This window comes from Pseudomonas sp. P1_F1_2 (assembly GCF_056405815.1).
This window is the reverse complement of record NZ_JBFUBK010000001.1, coordinates 72875-96703: the sequence shown is the minus strand read 5'-3', so window position 1 is coordinate 96703 and position 23829 is coordinate 72875. Positions and strand designations below refer to the sequence as shown.

29 protein-coding genes are annotated in these 23829 nt (G+C 58.9%); 16 read left to right on the top strand and 13 right to left on the bottom strand.

Translation table 11 applies throughout. From position 1 onward, the window contains the following. The first annotated feature begins 29 nt into the window (after positions 1–29). The 4 genes from ctaD to AC1D2P_RS00435 are packed head-to-tail and all read left to right on the top strand — an operon-like array spanning position 30 to position 3545. Positions 30–1805 carry a cytochrome c oxidase subunit I gene (gene ctaD, locus AC1D2P_RS00450; protein WP_109788118.1) on the top strand — a complete coding sequence of 592 codons (1776 nt, stop codon included), beginning with the start codon at positions 30–32 and terminating at the stop codon, positions 1803–1805. Continuing rightward, positions 1802–2494: a cytochrome c oxidase subunit 3 gene (locus tag AC1D2P_RS00445; RefSeq protein ID WP_477758210.1), complete on the top strand. Its 693-nt coding sequence runs from the start codon at positions 1802–1804 to the stop codon at positions 2492–2494. The genes ctaD and AC1D2P_RS00445 overlap by 4 nt, the downstream gene beginning before the upstream one ends. Before the next feature lie 6 nt (positions 2495–2500). Beyond that, positions 2501–3214, top strand: a complete 714-nt coding sequence (locus tag AC1D2P_RS00440; RefSeq protein WP_046032444.1) for a heme-copper oxidase subunit III family protein — start codon at positions 2501–2503, stop codon at positions 3212–3214. 13 nt (positions 3215–3227) lie between these two features. Further along, positions 3228–3545 (top strand): cytochrome C oxidase subunit IV family protein, encoded by a 318-nt coding sequence (locus AC1D2P_RS00435; RefSeq protein WP_046032445.1) that lies wholly within the window; start codon positions 3228–3230, stop codon positions 3543–3545. Positions 3546–3590: 45 nt separating this feature from the next. Here AC1D2P_RS00435 and AC1D2P_RS00430 read toward each other — a convergent pair whose 3' ends face one another. The 8 genes from AC1D2P_RS00430 to AC1D2P_RS00395 form a co-directional block, all read right to left on the bottom strand. After that, positions 3591–4151: a hypothetical protein gene (locus AC1D2P_RS00430; RefSeq protein WP_046032446.1), complete on the bottom strand. Its 561-nt coding sequence runs from the start codon at positions 4149–4151 to the stop codon at positions 3591–3593. A gap of 205 nt (positions 4152–4356) precedes the next feature. Next, positions 4357–5106, bottom strand: a complete 750-nt coding sequence (locus tag AC1D2P_RS00425; protein ID WP_477758209.1) for a transporter family protein — start codon at positions 5104–5106, stop codon at positions 4357–4359. Positions 5107–5208: 102 nt separating this feature from the next. Beyond that, positions 5209–6804, bottom strand: a complete 1596-nt coding sequence (locus tag AC1D2P_RS00420; protein ID WP_477758208.1) for a DUF5666 domain-containing protein — start codon at positions 6802–6804, stop codon at positions 5209–5211. Further along, entirely contained in the window at positions 6801–7643 is an 843-nt protein-coding gene (locus AC1D2P_RS00415; protein WP_046032449.1) for a DUF6502 family protein, read from the bottom strand. Before AC1D2P_RS00415 ends, AC1D2P_RS00420 begins: the two co-directional genes overlap by 4 nt. Positions 7644–7775: 132 nt before the next feature. Beyond that, positions 7776–8369 (bottom strand): hypothetical protein, encoded by a 594-nt coding sequence (locus tag AC1D2P_RS00410; protein ID WP_477758207.1) that lies wholly within the window; start codon positions 8367–8369, stop codon positions 7776–7778. Between the two features lie 645 nt (positions 8370–9014). Further along, positions 9015–9581, bottom strand: a complete 567-nt coding sequence (locus AC1D2P_RS00405) for a hypothetical protein (protein WP_477758206.1) — start codon at positions 9579–9581, stop codon at positions 9015–9017. Between the two features lie 448 nt (positions 9582–10029). Further along, positions 10030–10869, bottom strand: coding sequence for a nitrilase family protein (locus AC1D2P_RS00400; protein ID WP_477758205.1), 840 nt, complete (start codon positions 10867–10869; stop codon positions 10030–10032). Next, the gene (locus AC1D2P_RS00395) at positions 10866–12365 is read right to left on the bottom strand and encodes a purine-cytosine permease family protein (RefSeq protein WP_477758204.1); all 1500 of its coding nucleotides are present in this window, start codon (positions 12363–12365) and stop codon (positions 10866–10868) included. Before AC1D2P_RS00395 ends, AC1D2P_RS00400 begins: the two co-directional genes overlap by 4 nt. A 145-nt stretch (positions 12366–12510) precedes the next feature. On the opposite strand from AC1D2P_RS00395, the gene AC1D2P_RS00390 reads away from it, so the two are divergent. After that, positions 12511–13413: a LysR family transcriptional regulator gene (locus AC1D2P_RS00390; RefSeq protein ID WP_046032454.1), complete on the top strand. Its 903-nt coding sequence runs from the start codon at positions 12511–12513 to the stop codon at positions 13411–13413. 49 nt (positions 13414–13462) lie between these two features. On the opposite strand, the gene AC1D2P_RS00385 is transcribed toward AC1D2P_RS00390, so the two are convergent. Both AC1D2P_RS00385 and ggt read right to left on the bottom strand, forming a co-directional pair. After that, the gene (locus tag AC1D2P_RS00385; RefSeq protein ID WP_223524455.1) at positions 13463–13996 is read right to left on the bottom strand and encodes a cysteine hydrolase family protein; all 534 of its coding nucleotides are present in this window, start codon (positions 13994–13996) and stop codon (positions 13463–13465) included. 70 nt (positions 13997–14066) lie between these two features. Then, the gene (gene ggt, locus AC1D2P_RS00380) at positions 14067–15794 is read right to left on the bottom strand and encodes a gamma-glutamyltransferase (RefSeq protein WP_477758203.1); all 1728 of its coding nucleotides are present in this window, start codon (positions 15792–15794) and stop codon (positions 14067–14069) included. A gap of 150 nt (positions 15795–15944) precedes the next feature. Between ggt and AC1D2P_RS00375 the strand changes: the two genes are divergently transcribed. Next, positions 15945–16460, top strand: coding sequence for a methylated-DNA--[protein]-cysteine S-methyltransferase (locus tag AC1D2P_RS00375; protein WP_223524449.1), 516 nt, complete (start codon positions 15945–15947; stop codon positions 16458–16460). 6 nt (positions 16461–16466) lie between these two features. Here AC1D2P_RS00375 and AC1D2P_RS00370 read toward each other — a convergent pair whose 3' ends face one another. Both AC1D2P_RS00370 and AC1D2P_RS00365 read right to left on the bottom strand, forming a co-directional pair. Then, positions 16467–17060, bottom strand: coding sequence for an NUDIX domain-containing protein (locus AC1D2P_RS00370; protein ID WP_477758202.1), 594 nt, complete (start codon positions 17058–17060; stop codon positions 16467–16469). A gap of 148 nt (positions 17061–17208) precedes the next feature. Continuing rightward, positions 17209–17646 (bottom strand): hemerythrin domain-containing protein, encoded by a 438-nt coding sequence (locus AC1D2P_RS00365; RefSeq protein WP_477758201.1) that lies wholly within the window; start codon positions 17644–17646, stop codon positions 17209–17211. A 146-nt stretch (positions 17647–17792) separates the two neighbouring features. Between AC1D2P_RS00365 and AC1D2P_RS00360 the strand changes: the two genes are divergently transcribed. Next, positions 17793–18221: a GNAT family N-acetyltransferase gene (locus AC1D2P_RS00360; RefSeq protein WP_046032461.1), complete on the top strand. Its 429-nt coding sequence runs from the start codon at positions 17793–17795 to the stop codon at positions 18219–18221. 5 nt (positions 18222–18226) lie between these two features. On the opposite strand, the gene AC1D2P_RS00355 is transcribed toward AC1D2P_RS00360, so the two are convergent. Further along, positions 18227–18577, bottom strand: a complete 351-nt coding sequence (locus AC1D2P_RS00355; protein ID WP_046032462.1) for a hypothetical protein — start codon at positions 18575–18577, stop codon at positions 18227–18229. 149 nt (positions 18578–18726) lie between these two features. Here AC1D2P_RS00355 and AC1D2P_RS00350 point away from each other — a divergent pair, with 149 nt between their 5' ends. The 9 genes from AC1D2P_RS00350 (at position 18727) to AC1D2P_RS00310 (ending at position 23739) form a co-directional block, all read left to right on the top strand. After that, a complete protein-coding gene (locus AC1D2P_RS00350; protein WP_034146936.1) occupies positions 18727–18975 on the top strand; it encodes a hypothetical protein in 249 nt (82 codons plus the stop codon). A 20-nt stretch (positions 18976–18995) separates the two neighbouring features. Next, positions 18996–19325 (top strand): DUF6388 family protein, encoded by a 330-nt coding sequence (locus AC1D2P_RS00345; RefSeq protein ID WP_109786666.1) that lies wholly within the window; start codon positions 18996–18998, stop codon positions 19323–19325. A 25-nt stretch (positions 19326–19350) separates the two neighbouring features. Next, positions 19351–20055, top strand: a complete 705-nt coding sequence (locus AC1D2P_RS00340) for a YoaK family protein (protein WP_109786588.1) — start codon at positions 19351–19353, stop codon at positions 20053–20055. 212 nt (positions 20056–20267) lie between these two features. After that, complete coding sequence (tusD, locus tag AC1D2P_RS00335) at positions 20268–20660, top strand: sulfurtransferase complex subunit TusD (RefSeq protein WP_223524436.1); 393 nt, start codon at positions 20268–20270, stop codon at positions 20658–20660. A 1-nt stretch (position 20661) separates the two neighbouring features. Next, a complete protein-coding gene (tusC, locus tag AC1D2P_RS00330; protein ID WP_477758200.1) occupies positions 20662–21024 on the top strand; it encodes a sulfurtransferase complex subunit TusC in 363 nt (120 codons plus the stop codon). After that, complete coding sequence (tusB, locus tag AC1D2P_RS00325; protein ID WP_109786591.1) at positions 21024–21317, top strand: sulfurtransferase complex subunit TusB; 294 nt, start codon at positions 21024–21026, stop codon at positions 21315–21317. The genes tusC and tusB overlap by 1 nt, the downstream gene beginning before the upstream one ends. Then, positions 21314–21649 (top strand): TusE/DsrC/DsvC family sulfur relay protein, encoded by a 336-nt coding sequence (locus AC1D2P_RS00320; RefSeq protein WP_046032468.1) that lies wholly within the window; start codon positions 21314–21316, stop codon positions 21647–21649. The genes tusB and AC1D2P_RS00320 overlap by 4 nt, the downstream gene beginning before the upstream one ends. Beyond that, the gene (locus tag AC1D2P_RS00315) at positions 21646–22647 is read left to right on the top strand and encodes a glycosyl transferase family protein (RefSeq protein ID WP_223524429.1); all 1002 of its coding nucleotides are present in this window, start codon (positions 21646–21648) and stop codon (positions 22645–22647) included. Before AC1D2P_RS00320 ends, AC1D2P_RS00315 begins: the two co-directional genes overlap by 4 nt. Before the next feature lie 90 nt (positions 22648–22737). Beyond that, positions 22738–23739, top strand: coding sequence for a glutathione S-transferase family protein (locus AC1D2P_RS00310; protein WP_477758199.1), 1002 nt, complete (start codon positions 22738–22740; stop codon positions 23737–23739). Positions 23740–23829: the final 90 nt, after the last annotated feature.

Genomic DNA, 23829 nt, shown 5'->3' with positions numbered 1-23829 from the left:
CACTGAAACTTCAGCAGGAGGATGACGTGATGGCCTATGCGGAGCATGCCGAAACAGAAGTACTGCACGAACCCAAAAGTTTCCTGACCAAATACATCTGGAGTCAGGACCACAAGGTCATAGCCATTCAATACTCCTTGACGGCTCTGTTCGTGGGTCTTATCGCTTTGGTGTTGTCCGACTTGATGCGCATGCAGATAGGCTTCCCCGGTAGTTTGTCGTTCATGGACGCCAGTACTTACTATCAGGCGATGACCATGCACGGCATGATCATGGTTATCTACTTGCTGACGGCCTTGTTTCTGGGTGGCTTCGGCAACTATCTGATCCCGCTGATGGTAGGCGCCCGCGACATGGTCTTCCCCTACGTGAATATGCTCAGCTACTGGTTTTACCTGGTGGCGGTATTGGTGTTGCTCAGCAGTTTTTTTGTCCCTGGCGGCCCCACTGGTTCGGGCTGGACGCTCTATCCGCCACAGTCCATTAGCCAGGGGACACCGGGGGTCGAGTGGGGCATTGTCCTGATGTTCATCTCACTGGCTATTTTTATTGTCGCGGCCACCATGGGCGGGTTGAACTACGTCACCACGGTGTTGCAGGCGCGCACGCACGGTATGACATTGTTCCGCATGCCACTCTCGGTATGGGGCATCTTCATGGCCTCGATCATGGCCTTGCTGGCCTTCCCGGCATTGTTTGTCAGTGCGGTCATGATGCTGTTTGACAAGCTGTTGGGCACCAGCTTCTTTATGCCGGCGATGATCTCTCTGGGGCAGCAGCTCAATCACCAAGGTGGCAGCCCGATATTATTCCAGCACCTGTTCTGGTTCTTCGGCCACCCGGAGGTCTACATCGTTGCTCTCCCGGCATTTGGCCTGGTCTCCGACTTGATCAGCACGCATGCGCGTAAAAACATCTTCGGCTACCGAATGATGGTGTGGGCCATTATTGCAATTGGCGTGCTCAGTTTTGTGGTCTGGGCGCACCATATGTATGTCAGCGGAATGAACCCGTACTTTGGCTTTTTTTTCGCCATCAGCACCTTGATCATCGCGGTGCCGACCGCGCTGAAAGTCTATAACTGGATACTGACCCTGTGGCAGGGCGACATTCACCTGACCGTGCCGATGCTGTTTGCCCTGGCCTTTATCGTCACCTTCCTGGTCGGCGGTCTGACCGGGTTGTTTCTGGGCAATGTGATCGTGGATATACCGCTCTCGGACACCTATTTCGTCGTAGCCCATTTTCATATGGTCATGGGGGTTGCGCCGGTACTGGTGGTGTTCGGCGGCATTTATCACTGGTTCCCGAAAGTCACCGGGCGCATGTGGAACGACACCCTGGGCAAGTTGCATTTCTGGATTACCTTTCTGGGCACCTACGCCATCTTCTTCCCCATGCACTACTTGGGTTTCCAGGGCATGCCGCGCCGCTACTACGCCTATGAAAACTACGCGTTCATCCCGCAGTCCGCGCAAGAATTGAATGCCTTCATTACGGTGGTCGCACTGACTGTCGGGGTTTCCCAACTGCTGTTCTTGTTCAACATGGCCTGGAGTGTGTTCAAGGGTAAGCCCGCAGGCAGTAATCCCTGGGGCGCGGCCAGCCTGGAATGGCAAACGCCGGACACCCCGCCGAAACACGGTAACTGGGGAGAGAAGTTGCCGGTCGTGCATCGCTGGGCCTATGACTACAGTGTGCCGGGGATAGAGCAGGACTTCGTTCCGCAAACGGTTTCCGCTGAGGAGCTGGAGCACATGCGACAACTCGGTGCCGGAACTAAAATAGCGGACGCCAAGACATGAACAGGCTGCTATTGAGAAACGCCGACCGCTCTGACCCAGGCGGCAGTTGGAGTCGCGGCCCTGAAGGTATTCACGCCACCGAGGGCGCCGACAGAAGGCAAACCGCAAGAGTCGGCCTGCGCTTGTTTCTGGTGGTGGTGAGTTCGTTATTCTTTCTCTTCCTGATCGCCTTTATTGCCCGTTCGCAAATGGCCGACTGGCTCCCCCTGACAGAGCCTTTGGCGCCGTTAGGCAATCTCCGTCCACTCTGGCTGAATTCGGCTTTTCTGGTGTTGAGTTGCATCGCACTGCAGTGGTCACGCATGACCGTCCGACAGGCTCGACTGAACGCTACTGTCATTGGTTTTACATTGGGGGGCGTCTTTGCAATGGCCTTTCTGGCCGGGCAACTCTGGGTCTGGCAACAGTTTGTCGCCTGGGGCTACTTTGTCGCCAGCAACCCGGCCAACAGTTTCTTCTACCTGTTGACCGGCCTGCATGGGCTCCACCTGCTGGGCGGGCTGATCGCCTGGTGCTGGATCGTTGCTAAATTCCTGCGTCATGTGCCATTGGCGCAACTGAGCGCCAGCGTAGAGCTCTGTGCCATCTATTGGCATTACTTACTGGGTCTTTGGTTCGTGCTATTCGCACTGCTGGCCAGCACGCCTCAAACCTATGACGCCATCGCCAGATTCTGCGGCCTGAGGTGAAAAGCCATGGCATCGCACCCACAAGCCCCAGTCGAATCCAGTTCTTCCAATCCACCAGGCTCGCCGCCTGCACCGGGATGGCAGAGCATCGCCAGCGACTGGTCCTCGGATAGAGAGGCCTTTAAGCAGGTGCCCTGGGGCAAGGCGATGATGTGGATATTCCTGCTCAGCGATACGTTTATATTCACCTGTTTCCTGACCGGCTACATGTCGGTACGCATGACCATCACCACCGCCTGGCCGAACCCCAGTGAAGTGTTCGCATTGACGATCGGCGGTAGAGAAATCCCGCTTATTCTGATCGCCATCATGACCTTTGTACTGATCAGTAGCAGCGGCACCATGGCTATGGCCGTCAATTTCGCCTATCGCCGTGATCGCGCGAAAACCACGGCCCTGATGCTGACGACTGCAGCCTTGGGTGTGACGTTCGTCGGCATGCAGGCATTTGAATGGAGCAAGCTCATCGCAGAAGGCGTGCGTCCGTGGGGGAATCCCATGGGGGCGGCGCAATTTGGTGCCAGCTTTTTCATGATTACCGGTTTTCACGGACTGCATGTATCGATCGGCGCCATCTACCTCAGCATTGTCGCGCTGAAAGTATTTCGGGGAGATTATGAGCGCTCCGGAAACTATCAGAATGTCGAGATAGCCGGGCTTTACTGGCACTTCGTGGATTTGGTGTGGGTATTTATTTTTGCTTTCTTCTATTTATGGTAGAGGAGCACGGGTGATGGCACATGCTCAGGGTCAGCAACATCCAATCAGTTTGTACCTTAAGATCTGGGGGCTGTTATTCGTCCTCAGCACGCTGTCGTACCTTGTCGACTATTTCCACTTCCATGGTTACCTTCGGTGGTCCCTGATTATCACGTTCATGTTGTTGAAGGCGGGTTTAATTGTCTCCATCTTCATGCATATGGCTTGGGAGCGGCTGGCCATGGTCTACGCGATATTGGTGCCACCGTTGTGTTTACTGGTGCTCGTCGGGCTGATGGCCAGCGAGGCAGACTATGTTTTCCTCAGCCGGGTCATATCCTTCGGCCAATAAATGGCTTTCGGAAATAGCTTTCGGATGGCCCGGAGTCTGCGGGAGCTAACCCGATATTACTCGCTTGAACTGATGCCATTTGTGCTGCCAGGCCACTGTCCAGTGGGGGGCTGCCGCTCCCATGCCGGCGACCATCAGCGTTGGATGATGCTCGATTACCCGGTCCAGAACCGATTCCTGATGCGGTTCGACATCAACGAAGAAGACATGTTTGCCCTCCTCAACTATCTGTTTAAAGCTGCGGAAGTGAGCGTTCGGCACCTGGATACCAAACAATCCGCCTTCCCAGATGCAAAAGCCAAATACAACAATGGCAAGGAAGATAAACGGCACCCAGCCGGCGGCGGATTCGGTCCACCCCATCCAATAGGCGCCACCCAGGATCAGCAGCGCGAGAGGCACTCCGACCACCGCACCAATCTCTCCAGAGTGAACCGTATCTTGTTTCATTAACGAATTAACTTCGTGGAGGTGATGCTCTTCAACTTCAGCAACTTCTTCACTGAGCACATGAATTTGTTCGGAATTAATGCCGCTGGCTTCCAGTTCATTTTCAACAGTTTCAAGATCGTTGAGATTGTCACTGATGTAATAGTGCCGATTCATGTCACACCTCCCATCTCGAGTTTGCTGTAGACCTCCTCTGTCCGGCAGCCGCTAACTGAGATTTGCAGTCGATGTACCGCGAGGAACGTCGCACACTTCATGCAATCTGAAAAAAGTATAGCAGTCCACAGTATGCGGATCAGACGATCTGATGAGCCTCACTGGCGCTGCCTAAGCCCACCGCTGCGCCTGGACCCGTGGGGAATCAGTAGGTGTGGCTGAACAACAGTCCAGCCTCGCCATCCGGGCTGGCGTCGGAAAAACCCTTGACGGCATACAACTGAATCTTCCAGTTCTGATTGAGCTTGTGCGTGAGAAAAAGAGTGAGTTCCTTGATCTGGTCGCCCGTGGAAACGACCTTTTGCCGCCAGTCGTAGGACACGCCCGCCGTGGTGCGCACGAACACGGGCATGGCGAAGCCCAGGCCGGCGAATATCGGGTTATCGAAGTTGGTGTCCGACGGGTCGCCGTATTTTTTCCAGCCCAGGGTGGCAAACCCGGTCACAGCACCGAAGGCTTTGGCGACATCGACCTGAGCGGAATAGTCGGTTTTGCCGGTGCCCAGGCACTTGTCTTCGTCGGCCGTGGGTAGCTTGACCTTGCCGATCAAGTCCACGAACAACCCGCCAACGCTGCCATCAATCGCGGCATAGCTTGCACCGGCAACGGTGTCGCCCAGACCGCTTTCCACTTTGCCGCAACCGCCGGGCAGCGGGTCGCCATCAGGGCCGACCGAAGGATTGGTGATGCGCAGCCAGGGCACCGTGAGCTTGTAGGTCATGGGACCGGTTTCGTATTTGCCCACCAGCGGGACATACCAGGTTTCAGAAGTGGTACCGGTACCGTAGTCGCCTCGAGAGTAGTCGGTTCCGATTGAGGTCGTGAAGGTATCGGCCAGGACTGGCATGGCCAGGCAGGCAAGCAAGCCGACGAGCAGGATGCGCTTGGGGCCCATGTTCACCTCGTGTGTTCCGTCATCGAAGTTCACACGCATGCTGAGTTGCGTGACTTACCCAGCCTAGTTACTTATGACAATAGTGCATCATGCCTGCACGGTTTAACCCGATTTGCCAGAGTGATCGACTTTTTCAACCTTCTCTACTTTCTCTACCTTTTCGACTTTCTCGACCCTCTCTACCTTCTCGACTTTCTCTACCTTCTCGACTTTTTCTGGCCGATCAATTTTCTCGACTTTCTCCGGACGCTCGACCTTTTCGACTTTATCGACCTTCTCTACCCTCTCCACCTTCTCGACTTTGCCGGATTGCTCGACCTTCTCGATACGCTCTGACTTACCGGACTTGTCCACGTCCACGCGCTCTGTCTTCTCGCCACCGCCATGACTGTCATTGCCCCCGTGGCGAGTATCGTCGACAACGCTGCCCTCGCTCTCGGAGCGCCCGCTCCTGTCACTGCCTGAACTCCCTGAATTCCCCGAACCGCCAGAGTTGCCAGAGTTACCGGAGCCGCTCGAGTTGCTCGAACCACTTGAATCGTCCGTGCTCTGCTCGCTGGTGCCGGGAGGTCCGTGCCGGTTGCTGGCCGGCGAATCGGCGCGCTCGCGGGGCAATTCGATGCGCGTTGCCTGCACCTCCCGCGCGCCGGTGAACACGCCGCTGACCCGCACGCGTCGATCCAGCGCCAGCCCCGAAGGCTGCACACCGACAAACACGGTGTCGTTCGCCAGCGTCACCTTAAAGCCACCGACCATCAATTGGCGGTCCTGTCGGCCCTGTACCAGGCCCTCGATCACCGCATTGCGTGCCCTGCCATTGAAGGGCAGGCTCGGGTCGGGACGGCTTTGGGTGACGTCCAACTCGCGGCCGGTCCACTGGCCGCGTACCAGCATTTCCTGTGCCGGGCGCGGTTGATTGCCGAGTTTGAGCCCCTCGAGATAGCCGCTGCGATCCACCGAGCCGATAGCACTGGCCTCCTTGAGGCCGGGCGCTCGGTCGATGCGGCTGGCCACTACTTCGCCGCGAGCATCGCGCAGCCCACTGACCCGTACCGGATCACCCGGACGCAGACCAGCAGCGACTTGAGCACCGTTGGCCAGGCGTACCGGTTGCCCCATGACACGCATGGGCATGGAATCGCGTGGCAGAGCGGTCAAGGGGCCTTCGTAGACGTGCAAGATGGAAATGCGCCCGGCTTCCAGGCCACGCCGGGAATTGAATGCTTCCACGGCAACCACTTGGCCTACCGCCAGGTGGGTACTGGAGGCGGCAACGCCGTTCTCGCTGATCGGAACTTTTTGGGTGAAGTGCACTTCCACGCCATTGACACAAATCGAGGCGAACCCGGTGATGGTGCCGACAATGCCGGTGCCACCGATGCCGCCGTTGTCGTTGCTGATGCCCGTGCCACCCACACCGCCTGCAACGGCACCGGTGCCGCCAATGCCGCCAGGGTGCTTTTTCAGCGGTGCGCCGGTACCACCGACCCCACCGTTGTCGGTGCTGATGCCGGTGCCACCCATGCCGCCAGGTGCTGCGCCCGTGCCGCCGGTGCCACCCGGGGCATTGATGATCGGCACTTCACTTATGCCGGCATCATTCTGACTGACACAGGCTGGGGCGGCTTGCAACACAATGGGAAGCCCGAGGCCCAGAACGAGGGCGATTGCACGAGTCAGGCGCACATGGACGGTCATGGTTTAGGGGCTGTTGGCGGATTGGGATCAGAAGCTTCAGTGTAGAAGTACAAGCCGACCGTGATGCGCTGGCGCGGTTCAGGGCTGGGCAGGTCCTGGAATTCCAGCTCGGCGGCAAGTCGGTTGAAGCTCAACAGGGCCTGCATTCCCTCGCTGGCAACGGCCTCGCGCAACGCCTCGACGCTCGTCGGGGCCAGTGCGTCATAGTGAACGCTGCGTTCAAAAAAGGCCGGACCTTCGCTGCTCAGGTTGTGTACCGCGGCGCAGGCATGATCGTGCAAGTTATGCCCCAGGTACGCTGTTTTCTCATCGAAGCCTTTTTGCGGCACAAAGGCCTGGACTTCGAGGTGCACGCACTCTTGTTCGTCAAGACGTACGACGCCCAGGCGCAGCCACTCGTCCAACACCACCCGCGCCCTGATGTCCGTGCTTACCATCGCCACCAAGGCATCGAAGGAGCGGTCGCCACCGACACTGGCCAATCGAGGCAGAGGCAGTGGCTGTCCCGCGTTGTCACAAAAGGGCGCGCTGGACCAGGCGTTGACCAGTTGCGCACCGAAGGTGACGTTTGCCGGAAGCGTGGAGGAAGCGGGGTCGCTGGTGTTGCGCAAGCGCCGTACATCCTTGCGGTGCACACCGGTGAGCAGACTGATACGGCTGTCGGTTGGAGCCTTGTCGTCCAGACGGAACTCACGGTCCGCGACATCGACAAAAACCTCTTTGAGCAGGTCGGCGAACACCAGGTAGGTGACGCCTTTGCGCAGCATCAAACGAACCAGCGGCCGCATGACATGCCGCAGGGCTTTTAGAAGGGACATGGGCAGGGTAGACGATTGCATTCAGCGCATTCCTAGACAGTTAACCCCAGTATAGCTGCGTGGGAAATAATCCCATGAACACAAGCGCGTATTTTTTGCCATACCTCATACAAAACCGGCCCCCTGGGTCTTGTATGAGGTCGTCAAGCCGCGTCAGATACGGCTGTTGTCGTCACCGGGTTCGTCACCAACATGGTTGCCATTGTCGTCACCAGGCTCGCCGCCTGCGTGGACGCCACGATCGTCACCAGGCTCGCCGCCTACGTGGACGCCGTGGTCGTCACCGGGTTCACCGCCAACATGAACGCCATGATCGTCACCGGGCTCGCCGCGGGCGTGGTTGCCGTGGTCGTCACCCGCTTCTGCGTGGGTACCACCGCGACCGGAGTTCGAGCTTCCGGAACTGGCATGGCCTGAATTCCCATTCCCGTTCCCATGGTCGCTGCCGCTGTGGCCACTGTTGCCGCCATTACCGCCGCTGTTTCCACCGCCACCATTACCGCCACCGCTGTTGCCGCCACCGCCACCGCCGCCACCACCACCACCACCACCACCACCACCACCACCACCACCACCACCACCACCACCACCACCACCACCGCCACCGCCACCGCCACCGCCACCATCTTTGGCATAGGCACTCGAGTCATGGGAAATGGAATCTGGTACTAAAACAATGGAAGCCGAAAGGACGCCACCGATTGCCAGCGCCAGTAACCCTCTCTTGAAAAGCAGGTAAGTGTTCATCGTGCATTCTCCAGGTGATTTGCCACGAGCTGAGCCAACGCAATCAGGTTGCAATCCGGGAGCGGCATGGGATCAACCCCGTAGCTTTAAAATTTCTTAAGAATAATTTTCGTGGGAAATTTTCCCACTAGACGTAAGTTAGTCCTTTCTGACTCCGGGTCAACCCGCGCAGGAGAAAGCCGACCGATGGCTAGGGGCACGAATGGAGATGGGGGTTGCCCTTACGGCGTGGTATGCGCTGTATGTCTGGCGCGTTTCTTGATCGCCATACGAAAAAAAGTCGCAAACCCCGCGTCTATTCAGGGCTTGCGACTCATTGCCGATACGTCCCTCAAACGCTCGGGACGTTTTCTTCGGGTATGCCAGCCGTGTTCGTTCGGAACGTGCTGGCCTAGTTCTGTACCTCAACCGCGTCGAAATCCGGCGCGTCCGGGGCATCTGGGGCGTCCGCCACATCCTCTCTGGCGGCCCTCGCCTCAGCTTTGGCAGCCTCTCGGGCTGCGTTCGCGTCAACTTTAGCTGCGTCCCTGGCTGCATCGGCAGCAGCCCTTGCAGCATCTCTTGCTGCATCTGCATCTCGCCGTGCGGCGTCCCTGGCTGCATCGGCAGCCGCCCTGGCAGCGTCTCGGGTTGCATCTGCGCCCGCTACGCCAGCAGCTTTTGCAGCATCCCTGGCTGCATCCGCCTCGGCTCTGGCGGCATCTCTAGCTGCATCTGCAGCAGCTTTTGCAGCGTCCCGGGCTGCATCTGCATCATTTCTGGCAGCATCTCTGGCTGCATTTGCATCGTTTCTGGCAGCGTCCCTGGCTGCATCTGCGGCATCGTTGTCATCGTTGTCATCGTTGTCACGCGCATTGCCTGGGCCTCTGTTCCCAGCAACACCACCATGGTCAGCATCGCCGCGCCCCGGGCCTGCATGACCGTTACCGTCATGGCCTCCAGCACCATGATCGCCGCCAGCGCCATGGTCGCCGCCGCCGTGACCACCACTTCCGGAGCCACCGCCGTCGCCACCGTGACCACCGCCTCCGGAACCTCCATTGCCTCCATTGCCGGAGCCACCGCCACCGCTGCCGCCACCGTGACCACCACCGCCGCCGGAGCCTCCATTACCAGAGCCTCCGCCACCGTGACCGCCTCCGCCGTCTCCACCGTGACCACCGCCACCGCCGTGGCCTCCTCCACCACCGCCGCTGCCGCCATCTTTGGCATACACGCTGGAGAAACTATTGATGTAATCAGGCACCAGAACAGTCGATGCCGACAGGACTCCGCCGATTGCCAGAGCCAATAAACATTTCTTGAGCAGCATGATGCACCTCCACTTGGAGTTGCGAAGTCATCTCCGTATCGAACGCAATATCCAATGAGTTCCCGGCCGCCCATTGGAGCGGCTAGCCAACCGGCGCGGCCATGAATATGCAGCAACAACGAGCAACTGCGGTTTCCGCACGGTCCTTCAGAGCCAGTCAGCATCTCTTGTGGGAAATATTCCCACAGCTATAGGTTAGTACTGTCAGCCCGGGTGTCAACAACCGAATATCAGGACCAAGGAACGCGCAGGAGCAAAAATCTCAATCAATCCCTTTTGAGAATCGTCCAACAGTCGCCCCTTCCCTGCCACCGCACCCGGTGACAGAAACAGCGGCGATCTAGCGCTTCATCCCTCGACGCCCCCATACAACCCCTGCCGCCGATCCCGGTGCAAATCGTTGCGTGCACTGATGCGTTTGTTTCGCGCCTCGGCAAGGTTGAGGGTTGCCAGCAGAATCTGCTCACCACCCTGCTCGGCCGGTCCTGCCAGCGGATAACCATCCGCATCGACGATGACCGAGCCTTGCACCCACCCGACACCGCGCTCATGCCCATGCCGGTCACACGCGGCGATGAACATCCGGTTAACTGAAGCATTGGCCTGAACCCGCACCACTTCCGCCGCCCGCTCGGTGGGAGGCCTCGGTCCGTCCGGCCAATTGACCGGAGCGCACAGCAAATCCGCGCCGGCCAGTGCCGGGAGCCGCACCCACTCAGGGAACTCCAGGTCATAGCAAATCAGCATGCCGATTCGCCCATGAACCGTTTCAACCACCGGCGGCGCGGCGTTACCGGCACTGAATATTTCACGCTCGGCATCCCAGAGGTGCGCTTTGCGGTACACGGCGCGCAGGCCTTGGGCATCAATCAGGGCGGCAGTGTTGGCCAACTCATCGCCCTGCAAGCGTTCGCAGAATCCACCGACCACGACGATGTTCAGTTCGCGGGCGAGTGCCTCCCACAGGCGCAAGGTTGGCCCCTCTGTCGGTTCTGCCAAGGACAAGGCCTCGCTACGGTGGTTGAACACGTAACCGCTCTGCACCAGTTCTGGAAGCACCACAATCTGTGCGCCTTGATTCGCCGCTGAACGAATCGCGCGTTCGCACAGCGTCCGGTTGTAAGCCAGATCGCCGACTCTCGGTGCCACCTGGCAGCAGGCGACCACCGTTTTCTTTGCGCTGTTCAACGCGCCTCCTCAACAGGCTGTTTAGCCATGGAAATAATGTCGTCCTCGGTAATCGAATCGATGATCCGGCGTTCGGCCGCGAGGTCTATCGAACGACTGAGGAGGTAATACGTCAGGCCCGACACCACCAGTCCCACCAGCCAGGCAATGTCCACACCTTCCAGCATGCGCGCCAGCGGACCGACGAATACCTCTTTGTTGGCAGACGCATCAAAGATGTAGAAGAACGGCACCATCGCGGCAAAACCGATCAGGTACGAGACGATGCCGCGAAATTGCCAGGCGCCATAGATGCCCTTCGGCGTGAAGAAATGCGGGATCGCGTAGCGGCCCTTGCGCACGAAAAAGTAGTCCACCAGATTGACGGCGGTCCAGGGCACGAGGAAGTACAGCAACAACACGAGGAAGGTGTTCAACAACGCGATGCCATCACCTTTGATCGACAACACGCAGGTCAACAGGATGATGCTGATCACGCTGATGGACATGACTCGGGCACGCGGTGTCGGCGTGATCTTTTTGATCGAGTCGACACCGGTCAGCAACGTCAGCATGGCGCTGTAAGTGTTGAGCGCGATGATCGGCAGAAAGCCCGCCACCGAGACAATGACCAGCACATTGCCCAAGCCCGGAATCATCGAAGAGCCGACCTGGTTCAACGCCACCAGCGCATCCGCCGCTTTCAGTTGCTGCGCCAGCCACGCACCGAGGCCGATCATCCAGCCACCGGACAGCGAAGCGCCGATGAACACCGCGGCGATCAATTTCGGGCGGCTGGTGTTTTTCGGCAGGTATCGGGAATAGTCGGACACATAGGGCGCATAGAAAAAGTTGTAACTCGCACCGATGGCAAACAGCGTGGCAAACGCAACCCAGTTGAAACCCAGGTCTGTCGCCGGGGTGACGCCTTCCTGGCCGGCACCGAACATCAAGGCGATGGTCACCAGTGCATACAGGGGCAACGTCGCCAACAATGCCCATTTGAACGCTTTATGCATCAGGTCATGGCCGTAGATCGACAACAGCGCGCCAATCAGTACCACCGCCACGGCGACAATCGTCGGGTCGAAACCGAAGACATGTTCCAGGCCGTTCATGATCAGCGAGATGTTCACCACGTTGAAACCGACGAACACAAACATCGTCGCCATCAAGGCCAGGATCACACCGCGATAACCAAACTGGGCGCGGGACTGGATCATTTGCGGAAGGCCCATCTCCGGACCTTGCGAGCCGTGAAACGCCATGAAAATGGTGCCGAACATAATGCCCAGCGCACCGGCCAGCAGGGTCCACAACGCCGACAACCCAAGGCTCGGGCCGACAAAACCGATGGAGATGGTGAAGAAGTGGAAGTTGCCCAGAAACCAGAAAGGTCCCTGGCTGCTCAGTTTGGCGTGACGTTCATTTTCCGGAATGTAATCGATCGAGTGGCCTTCGATGGCCAACCCGCTGCTCGCTGCAATGGCGTGCACAGACTGTGGAGAACCTGACATACGATTGTTCCTATGCTGGTAATTGTTGTTTTTATGGGCAAAGCGCCGGTTTCATTGCAATGTAGGGCGTTAGTCAGGGCGGTAAAATATCGCAGGCACACTGTTTACATAGATCGGCATCTATGTGGCAAACAGGGGGGCACACATGCTGGGCACTGTATCGGAACTGGATTTGCGCTTGATCCGGGTCTTCCTGACTGTCGTTGAGGCGGGCGGAATATCGGCCGCGCAAACGGCGCTCAACACCACTCAACCCACCATCAGTGCGCAATTGGCGACGCTCGAAGCGAGGGTCGGGTTTCGTCTGTGCGAGCGAGGTCGCGGAGGGTTTTCGGTGACGCCCAAAGGGGGGCAGTTTGTCGAAGCGGCCCGTCGATTGCTGGCGGCGGCCGAAGGGTTTCGGGTTGAGGTCCAGCACATCAATCGCAAGGTGTCGGGCAACATCAACATCGGCCTGCTGGGTCAAATCGATCCATCCGCCAACAAGAACATCGCCCTGGCCATCGCGCGTTTGCGCTCGCAACATGAAGGCCTGTACTTCCACTTCACCGAGCTGTCGTCATCCTTGCTGGAAGAAAAAATCATCAACGGCCATATCGATCTGGCCATCGGGTACTTCTGGCATCGTTTACCCAACATCGATTACTTCCCCTTGTTTCAGGAAACCCAAATCGCCTACTGCGCCCCGGCGCACCCATTGTTCGATCACGTCGGCGCACTGACCCGCGATGACGTCCGCGATTACGATTGGGTCTGGCCCAGCCACCCACTGCCGGAAATGCCCGCGCCCACCACCCTCGAGCGGTTGACCGTACTCACCGACAGCATGGACGGTGCCGCCCTGCTCATTCTGTCGGGCCAGCACCTGGGCTTTCTGCCACAGCACTACGCGGCCAAGCATCAACAACTGGGGCAGTTGCATCCGCTGAACCCTGAGCAGTTGCGCTATGAAGTCGGCTTCCATGCGGCCGTTCGGCATTCGGCGCGGCAGCGCGACGTGGTGAGTGCATTCCTGACGGAGCTGATCGAGATTTTTGCTGCAACGTAAGTTCACGAACAACCGAATGTGCCTGCGTGGCGGGTCGTTTCGCCGCGGTTCAGATTTTGATCTCACCCGCCGGCATGACGTCGATCCGCGCCACCGAACCGGTCAAGTGCGCCAAATCCTTATTGTGCTCGACGATGATGTCTTCGGCACTTTGGTTACCGTTGTCGACGGTGGAGTGCGCGTCGGCCGCCAGCACCACGTCATATCCCATTTTCAGTGCCTGGCGCACGGTCGCGTTGACGCAATAATCGGTTTGCAAACCACAGATGATCAGACGCTCGAATTCCTCTTTCGACAGCAGCTGTTGAAGGTTGGTCTGATAGAACGAATCCGGTGTGGTTTTGCGTACGTAATAATCCTTGGGCTCGGCTTCCAGGCTTTCGGCCAGTTGCCAGCCGTCGGCGCCATATGCCAGAGGGCTGCCCTCTTCTTCGTGCTGAATGAAAACAACCGGCACCCCGGCTATCCGGGCTCGGGTGCTGAGGTGGTTGATGTTCTCGATGACGCGGTTGATCTCAAAGCACGCGTACTCGCCCGAGCACAGTGCCCTCTGGACGTCGATAATTAGCAGTGCGGTAGCCATGGCCCCTTCCTTGATCAGTCGGTAGATCAGGGGACGAAAAAGCAGATCCGTCCCCTGTTAAACACAACCCTTAGTAACCGAGTGACAACCCGGTGTTACGGCGTGGGTCGTTGGCGCCGTAGAAACGGTTTTTGCCGACCGGTTTGCCGCCCAGCGAAGGCGCACCAACCAGGATTGCCGCCACGTGGTTGGCATCCTGTGGCCCGGCAAACTTGTGACCCCAGCTTTCGAGGATTTTCACCGTGTCCGGGCTGGTGGTGAAGGTCTCCAGGTTGGTTTCTTCGGGCAACCATTGCTGGTGGAACCGCGGTGCATCCACCGCTTCCTGGATGTTCATGCCGTAGTCGATCACGTTGAGCATGGTCAGCAAGGTCGCAGTGATGATGCGGCTGCCGCCCGGGGTGCCGACGACCATCACGACTTTACCGTCCTTGGTGACGATGGTCGGGCTCATCGACGACAGCGGTGCTTTGCCGGGTGCGATAGCGTTGGCCTCCCCTTGCACCAGGCCGTACATGTTCGGCACACCGATTTTCGAGGTGAAGTCGTCCATTTCGTCGTTGAGGATGACCCCGGTTTTGCTGGCCATGACGCCAGCGCCAAACCAGTCGTTGAGGGTGTAGGTCATCGACACCGCATTGCCCCACTTGTCGACAATGGAGAAGTGCGTGGTGTTGCTGCCCTCATGCGGCGCTACGCCGGGTTTGAGCTCGCTGGAGATAGCGGCCTTTTTCGGGTCGATGGCATCGCGGATTTTGGTGGCGTAATTTTTATCCAGCAGATGCGCGATCGGATTTTTCACGAAGTCCGGGTCGCCGAGGTAGCTGTTGCGGTCCACATAAGCGTGGCGCATGGCTTCGATCTGATAGTGCATGCCCTGGGCCGAGTGGTAGCCGAGGTCTTTGATCGGGTAGCCTTCGAGGATGTTCATGATCTCGCAGATCACCACCCCGCCGGAGCTCGGTGGCGGTGCCGACACCACGTGATAGCCCCGGTAATCGCACTCAATCGGCGCCAGTTCTCGGGTCTTGTATTTGTCGAGATCGGCCTGGGTGATGATGCCTTTGTTGGCCTGACTGGACGTGACGATGGCGTCGGCGACCCACCCTTTATAGAAACCGTCGGCACCCTTCTCGGAAATTTCCCGCAGGGTTTTGGCCAGGTCTTTCTGCACCAGTTTTTGTCCGACCTGCATCGGCTCGCCTTTGCTCAGGAAAATCGAGCCCGAGTCCTTCATGTCTTTCTTGAACACGTCGGTGGCGTAGTCCAGCAAATCGACATCGCCCTGCTCCAGGACAAAACCGTCTTCCGCCAGTTTGATCGCCGGGGCAATCACTTCCTTGCGCGGCTTGGTGCCGTACTTGGTCAGGGCCAGTTCCATGCCGGACACAGTCCCCGGCACGCCGACGGCCAGGTGGCCACGGGTGCTGAGGTCGGGGATGACATTGCCTTCTTTATCCAGGTACATGTTGGCGGTGGCAGCCAGCGGGGCTTTTTCGCGGAAATCGAGGAACGTCTTGCGCCCGTCCGCCAGTTGAATGGTCATGAAACCGCCGCCACCGAGGTTGCCCGCTGCGGGATACACCACCGCCAGCGCATACGCCACCGCGACGCCGGCATCCACGGCGTTGCCGCCGTTCTTGAGCACATTGACCCCCACCTGGGAGGCCAGGTGCTGGGCGGTGACCACCATGCCGTTTTCGGCCGCAACCGGGGCTACGGAAGCGGCATGGGCAGTCAGGCAACTAAGCGCCAAGGAGGTCGCTATGAGCGATTTGGCAAAAGGTTCGTACTTCATCAGTCGGTCTCTTTTTTGTTTTTGGGCTCTGCACAAAACAGAGTGAGCAGTTCAAAAGCACAGGCAAGTATGGTCGGGATTACGTATTGCGCCTCCCCGTCGGAACAGTATGCTGGGCCTCTATTCAGCCCTTCTGCGGAGTCCGCCAGCATGACCTACACCTTCACCACTCTGGCGTCTCCGGTTGGCGAACTGAAGCTGGTAGCGAAAGACGCAAGACTGGCGGCCATCCTCTGGGAAAACGACAAACCGAACCGGGTTCGGCTTGGCCCGATGCACGAAGCCCCGGACAACCCGATTCTGGTACGCGCCGCTCAGCAGTTGCAGGAATACTTTGCCGGCACGCGCGATCGCTTCGAGCTGGAACTGGATTTTGCCGGAACGGAATTTCAGAAGAAGGTGTGGGCGGCGCTGCTGACCATCCCGTTCGGAGAAACACGCAGCTATAGCCAGATAGCCGAGCAAATCGGCAATCCGAGCGCAGTTCGGGCAGTGGGAGCCGCGAATGGCAAGAACCCGATATCGATTGTGGCGCCCTGCCATCGGGTGATCGGGGCCTCGGGAAAACTCACCGGGTTCGCCGGAGGGCTTGAGGCGAAGGAACGTTTGCTGACGCTTGAGGGTTGCGAATGGGCAGGCGCCAGCAGGATGGATGATTTGTTTTGATGGACGCTAAGGTGTCGCGAAGATGTTCTTCATCGCCGCATATTGCAGCAGCATGATGGTCTTGGCGTCGCAGATCTCCCCGCGATAAAACGCCTCAAGTGCCTCATCGAACGCCCACTCCAGCACTTCCAGTTCTTCGGTCTCTTCTTCCAGCCCACCGCCTTCGCTGACTTTTGAAGCAGCGTCGTATTCGGCGATGAAAAAATGCAGTTTTTCAGTGACCGAGCCGGGGCTCATATACGACTCGAAGACCTTCTGCACATGGTGCACGCGGTAACCGGTTTCTTCTTCGGCTTCGGCGCGGATGCGTTCTTCCGGCGCGGCACCTTCAAGTAAACCGGCGGCTACCTCGATCAGTAATCCGTCATGGCCGTTGACGAACACCGGCAAGCGGAACTGCCGGGTCAGCACCACGGTTCGCTTCTGGCGATTGAACAGAAGAATCGCCGCGCCGTTGCCACGGTCATAGACCTCGCGGGTCTGGCGCTGCCACTCGCCGTTGTTGCGTAGATAGTCGAAGGTGATTTTCTTCAGCAAGTACCAGTCGTGGGACAACACCTGGGATTGGATGATGTTGACCCGTTCGGCTGTGTTCGCCATGACACCGCATCCTTTTTCGTGAAAAGTGCTCATGGTAGGCGAAAACGAAAAAGCCTGGCATCTCCCTAATGCGAACCTTGTAGCAGCCGACGCAGGCTTCGCCAGCTGCTACAGATTGTGTCGCTCCTTAACGGGCCCAGCCACAGGCTCAGGACAACTGAGCCTTGTATTCCTTCTCGTACTGGCCGGCCAGCGCTTCTTTTTGCTTGTCATCGAGCAGTTTGCCGGCCATCTGGAAGAACTTCTGCTCTTCCTCCTTGAGGTGATGATGAACTTTCTCGGACAGCTTTTTCGCGGTCACAAGCCATGACGGGCTGGACATCTCGGTGCCGTCCAGTTCCTCCATCATTTCGTCCATCTCGTGGTGTTCGGCGATGGCATGGCGGCTCAGGTCGACGCCGTTGTCGAATTCCATCAGCGGGATGTAGAAGTGGCGTTCTTCGGCAGTAGCGTGGGCTTGAAGCTCAGACTTGAGTTGCTGATAAGCCTCGACCCGCTCCGGGGTGTCACCACTGGTTTGGATCAGTGCCTTGGCATAGGTCCTTTGACGTTCGTGGCTTTCGCGCAGGGCTTCGAAAATATTCACGGGTTGTCCTCATCGGCGGCGTTCCGGGGTGATGCTGTTTAGGCTAGACATCCGTGCCACCACGACGGTTCCTTTGGTGCGCCAGGGATAGAACAAACGCCATCACCACGCTAGGCTCCTGATTCATTGCCATAAGGATGTCGCTCATGCCCCTGCGAATTGAACAGTCGCAAAACCCCACTGATGAACAACGTGAGGCCATCCTCACACCACTGCGCGCCTACAACGCGGCTCAGGCCGGCCCGTCCAATGCGCAACCGCTGGCCTTGCTGGTGCGCGACGACCACGGCGAGATTCTCGGCGGGTTGTATGGCCGCTTCTTTTACCAGTGGTTGTACATCGAATTGCTGTCGGTGCCCGAACAGGGCCGGGGACAGGGCCTGGGCTCGAAGTTGATGCAGATGGCCGAAGATCTCGCACGGGAAAAGGAATGCGTGGGGATCTGGCTGGACACCTTCGACTTTCAGGCGCCGAAGTTTTACGAAAAGCTCGGCTACAGCGAGCTGGGCCAGATTGCCGACTACCCGCCCGGCCACAAGCGCTTCTTTTTTCAGAAGCGCCTGATAAATGCCTGAATCGCTTACAAACAGGTCGCCAACGCTGCCAAACGGCGCTTGGCGACGAAGTCGTCATGTTGCGCGTAGTAACTCAGCACGGTGCCGGACGCATCGGTGGTCACGTCCACAAAGGACTCCGCCGACCGCGTGTAGACGGTCGACCCGCCCTTTTTGCCAGGCTGCAGATAAGCGGCGGCATCGACGCCGAATACCGCTTCGTCCTGCCAGGAAAACTGCACGCACTGGGCCACGGCCAATGACGGCTTGTCCGAGTTCAGGGTTTTGTACGGGGTCTTGGTACGAGCATCGTCCATCACCGAGCCCGCGCATCCCGCCAGCAACGTTACGGCCAGCGCCACCATCAGAATTCGCATTGCATTCGCTCATCAAGAAAAAGCGGACTGTATCACCGTGGCGCGCCGTTTCGTTCTGCTTTACTTCATTTATACCGCGACACCGCGCGATGATTCGCGCACCCTGTCGCGCCATTCATGCCGCATCGCGTCTATTTCTGGAAAGCCCAATGACACCCAACGCCGAATTCTACAAACCGACCACCGAATACGCCGACAAACTGATCAGCCAGATCGGCCAGACGCCTTCCTGGATCGCCAAGCGCATTGGCGTCACCGACAAGCGCATTCGTTACATCCTCGACGGCGAACGCACCGTCAAAGGCGAAACCACGCCAATCCAGATGACCTACACCGAACAGTTCGCCCTCGAATGCCTGGCGGCAGCGGCCAAGGCCAGCAAGAAGCAGTCTTCGTAATCCATTCTCAAGGAGCGACCATGGCGGCAACCGAACAGCAACACGAGCAGGCGCTGAAGAAGTTTCTCGACGAGCGCCCTGAACTGCGTCACGAACTCGACAACCTCAACCCGCTGCTGGCACAAGCCAAGGGTGAAACCCAGGCGCAGTATCGCGACGAGCGCTTGCATGAAGCGTTCGAAGATGAGGCCGAGCGCCAAGGGTTGTTCGCCTGGGAACTGACGCTGCAAATGACTGCCGCCACGCCTGCGGACTATCAAGCCCAACGCCTGGAAGTGCATAAGGAAGTGGCGGAAATGGCGGGCATGGAATGGCTGGACTATTGCGAGTTGTACGGGATACAACCGTAACCACCGTTCAAGGATGTCATCGCCCATGCTGCCTTCCGCCTCAACCTCCCACGCCAGCCCCGGTCACCTGCGCACGCAAAAGTGGCGTGGGCGCATAGGCATGACACTGGTGGCCATGCTCTCGGTCCTCGCCGGAATGACCGACGCCATCGGCTTCATGGCCAGCGGCGATTTTGTCTCGTTCATGAGCGGCAACACCACGCGGCTCGCCGTGGCCATCAGCGTCGGCGATCTGGGGCTGACCGGGCGTTTGCTGCTGCTCGTGGCCACCTTCATCGTCGGCAACGCCTTGGGCATTGTCGTCAGCCGCCTCGGCGGGCGACGGGCACTGCCCTTGATGCTGACCATCGCCGCGTTGCTGTGCGCGGCCGCCACCTGGCCTTACGACGAACAATTGCCCGCGCTGCTGGCGGCGATCATCGCCATGGGCATGCTCAATGCCGCCGTCGAGGAAGTGAACGGCCTGCCGGTTGGCCTGACCTATGTCACCGGCGCCCTGTCGCGCTTCGGACGGGGGCTGGGGCGCTGGATGCTCGGCGAACGGCGCAATGGCTGGCGCGTGCAACTGATCCCCTGGACCGGGATGTTCGCCGGGGCTGTCCTTGGGGCGGTGCTGGAACATCATTTGGGGCTTCAGGCATTGTTCGCCAGCGGATTGCTGGCGGGTGTGCTGGGGGTGGTGTCGTTGAAGATTCCGCGGCGCTGGCAGTTGGGGTATATGCCGCGTTGATTCAGGCGTTGCCTGTTAGACCGCTATCGCGAGCAGGCTCACTCCTGCAGGTGGTTGTGGTGAAACTGCAATCTCAGGCATCACCCAACCTCCTGCAGGAGTAAGCCTGCTCCGGGCGGCGTTCCGACGATGAGGCCCGCCCAGACAACATCGATTTAGCCGCCCCGCCGATAAAGCTTTATCATGGCCGCAGTTTGTTGATCGAGTCCGTCATGAAATTCGCCATTGCGCTGTTTTCCGCCGCCCATGCGCCCTCCTCGCGCCGCGCCTTGCTGTTCGCTCAGGCTGCGCTGGCCGGCGGGCATGAGATTGTCCGGTTGTTTTTTTATCAGGATGGCGTCTACAACGCGTCCGCCAGCGTGGTCACGCCGCAAGATGAGCTGGACGTGCCCAAGCAATGGCGCACCTTTGTCAGCGAGCACCAACTGGATGGCGTCGTGTGTATCGCCGCGGCCCTGCGTCGCGGGGTATTGAACGAAGAAGAAGCCGGGCGTTATCAACGTGACGCCGTTGCCGTGGGCGCACCATGGGAATTGTCCGGTCTGGGTCAATTGCATGACGCGGTGCAGGACGCCGACCGTTTGATCTGCTTTGGAGGCGCGTAAGATGCCTAAATCCTTGCTGATTATCAGCCGTCAGGCACCCTGGTCCGGACCGAATGCACGCGAAGCACTGGACATCGTCCTCGCCGGCGGCGCCTTCGACCTGCCCATCGGCCTGCTGTTTCTCGATGACGGGGTGTTCCAGCTCGCCGCGAAACAGAACGCCAAGGCCCTGCAACAAAAAGACCTGAGCGCCAACCTGCAAGCCCTGCCGATGTTCGGTGTCGACGAGCTGTTCGTCTGTGCCGACAGTGCCGCAGAACGTGGGCTGGACCCGAACAGCCTGCCGCTCGAAGAAGCCCGGACGCTGACCGCTCCCGAAATCACCGCCCTTATTGACCGCTACGACCAGGTGATCACCCTCTGATGTCGACTTTGCATGTGTTGTCTCACTCCCCGTTCGGCGACGATCGCCTGAGCAGTTGCCTGCGCGTGATCGGCGCGAACGATGCGCTCTTGCTGAGCGGCGACGCGGTGTATGCCCTGCAGCCGGGCACTGCGCCTTTCAATACGTTGAACACTCGCGCCCTGAACCTTTTCGTGCTGGCCGAGGATGTTCAAGCCCGGTCCATTGAAACCCCGGACTGGGCCAAGGCCATCGATTACCCGGCCTTCGTCGATCTGTCGATTCACCATGACAAGGTCAACAGTTGGCTATGAATTCCCTGACGGTCGGCGCCCGCGCCATCGAGTTGGACAAGGACGGTTTTCTGGTCGAACTCAGTGACTGGTCCGCCGACGTCGCTGCCGCCCTGGCCGCTGCCGAAGACATCGAGTTGAGCCCCGAGCACTGGGAAATCCTCGAACTGCTGCGCCGTTTCTACGACGAGTTCCAGCTGTCGCCGGCCACCCGCCCCTTGATCAAATACACCGCATTGAAGCTCGGCCCGGAAAAAGGCAACAGCCTGCACCTCAACCGACTGTTCAAAGGCACCCCCGCCAAACTCGCCGCGAAACTGGCGGGCCTGCCCAAACCGACGAATTGCTTATGACCGACTTCCCAGCGCTGACCCTCGAAACACCCGCCGAGCATCCGTTCGCCCAGTTCGTGCGAATCCTCGGTAAAGGCAAGCGCGGCGCCCGCGACCTGACACGTGAAGAAGCCCGCGAAGCCATGGGCATGGTGCTCGACGACAAGGTCGAAGACACCCAGCTCGGGGCGTTTTTGATGTTGCTGCGACACAAGGAAGAAAGCGCCGAGGAAATGGCCGGTTTCACCGAGGCCCTGCGTGAACGATTGCAAGCTCCCGTCTTAAATGTCGATCTGGACTGGCCGACGTATGCCGGCAAGAAACGTCATTTGCCGTGGTACCTGCTGGCGGCCAAGTGCCTGGCGCAGAACGGCGTGCGTATCTTCATGCACGGCGCGGGCGCACACACGGCCGGTCGGCTGTACAGCGAACAATTGCTCAATGACCTGAACATCCCCCTGTGCCGCGACTGGCAACAGGTCGGTGATGCACTCGATAACGGTGGCCTGGCGTTCATGCCGCTGGTGGATTGGGCGCCGCAACTCCAGCGCATGATCGACCTGCGCAACACCTTGGGCCTGCGTTCGCCGATCCATTCCCTGACGCGCATCCTCAATCCGCTGGGCGCTCGCTGCGGCCTGCAAAGTATTTTCCACCCCGGCTATCAGGCCGTGCATCGCGATGCCAGCGGCTTGCTGGGCGACACGGCCATTGTGGTCAAGGGCGACGGCGGCGAGATCGAGATCAACCCGGACGCCGACAGCCATTTGTACGGCACCACGGGCGGCGAAAGCTGGGATGAAGAATGGCCGCAACTGTCGGCCCAGCGTCACGTCAAACCGGCGTCCCTCGACCCCGAGCATTTGAAGGCCGTCTGGCGCGGCGACGTGGTCGACAGCTATCCGCAAATGGCCCTGATTTCGACCATGGCCCTGGCCTTGCGCGGGCTCGGTCAGAGCCGCGAGCAAGCCTTCGAAACCGCCGAGCAGTTTTGGGTTGCACGCAACAAATCTATTTAACCGATCATTTTCTCCCGATCTTTGCGCTTTTTGTTCAGGTTCATGGGAATAGACTCAACTCCAACGATTATTGGTTCAGGAGTCTTGAACATGGGTTTGTTAGTCGATGGCCGTTGGCAAGACAAGTGGTACGAAAGCAGCAAGGACGGCGCTTTCCAGCGTGAACAGGCGCAACGTCGCAACTGGGTGACCACCGACGGCAAACCGGGGCTGACGGGCGTCGGTGGCTTTGCCGCCGAGGCCGGTCGCTATCACCTCTACGTGTCCCTCGCCTGCCCGTGGGCCCACCGCACGCTGATCCTGCGCAAACTCAAAGGCCTCGACAGCCTGATCGACGTCTCTGTAGTCAGTTGGCTGATGCTGGAAAACGGCTGGACCTTCGACCAGAGCCTGGGCTCCACCGGCGACAAGCTCGATCACCTCGACTTCATGCACCAGCGCTACACCACCGACACTGCCCACTACACCGGCCGCGTCACGGTGCCGGTTTTGTGGGACAAGCAGCAGAATCGCATCGTCAACAATGAATCGGCGGAGATCATCCGCATGTTCAACAGCGCATTCGATGACCTGACGGGCAATGACCTGGATTTCTATCCGCAGCCACTGCGCGCCGAGATCGATGCGTTGAACGAGCGAATTTACCCCGCGGTGAACAACGGCGTTTACCGGGCTGGATTTGCAACGTCGCAACAGGCCTATGAAGAAGCGTTCGATGGTTTGTTTGAAGAACTGGATCGACTGGAGCAGCTATTGGGCGCCAACCGCTATCTGACGGGTGAATACCTGACTGAAGCGGATATTCGGCTGTTTACCACGCTGATCCGTTTTGACGCGGTGTACTACGGGCACTTCAAGTGCAATCTGCGGCGGATTGCCGATTATCCGAACCTGTCGAATTGGTTGCGTGAGATTTATCAGTGGCCGGGAATCGCCGAGACGGTGGACTTCACCCACATCAAGAACCACTACTACGGCAGCCACAAGACCATCAACCCGACGGGGGTTGTGCCTAAGGGGCCAGAGCAGGATTTCACGGCGCCGCATGATCGGGCGCGGTTGAACGGGAAAGGGGTTTGGCGCAGGGCCTGAGATTTTTGCAGATGCTGATCGTTCCCACGCTCCGCGTGGGAATGCCGCCAAGGACGCTCCGCGTCCCGTTTGTGACGCGGAGCGCCAAGG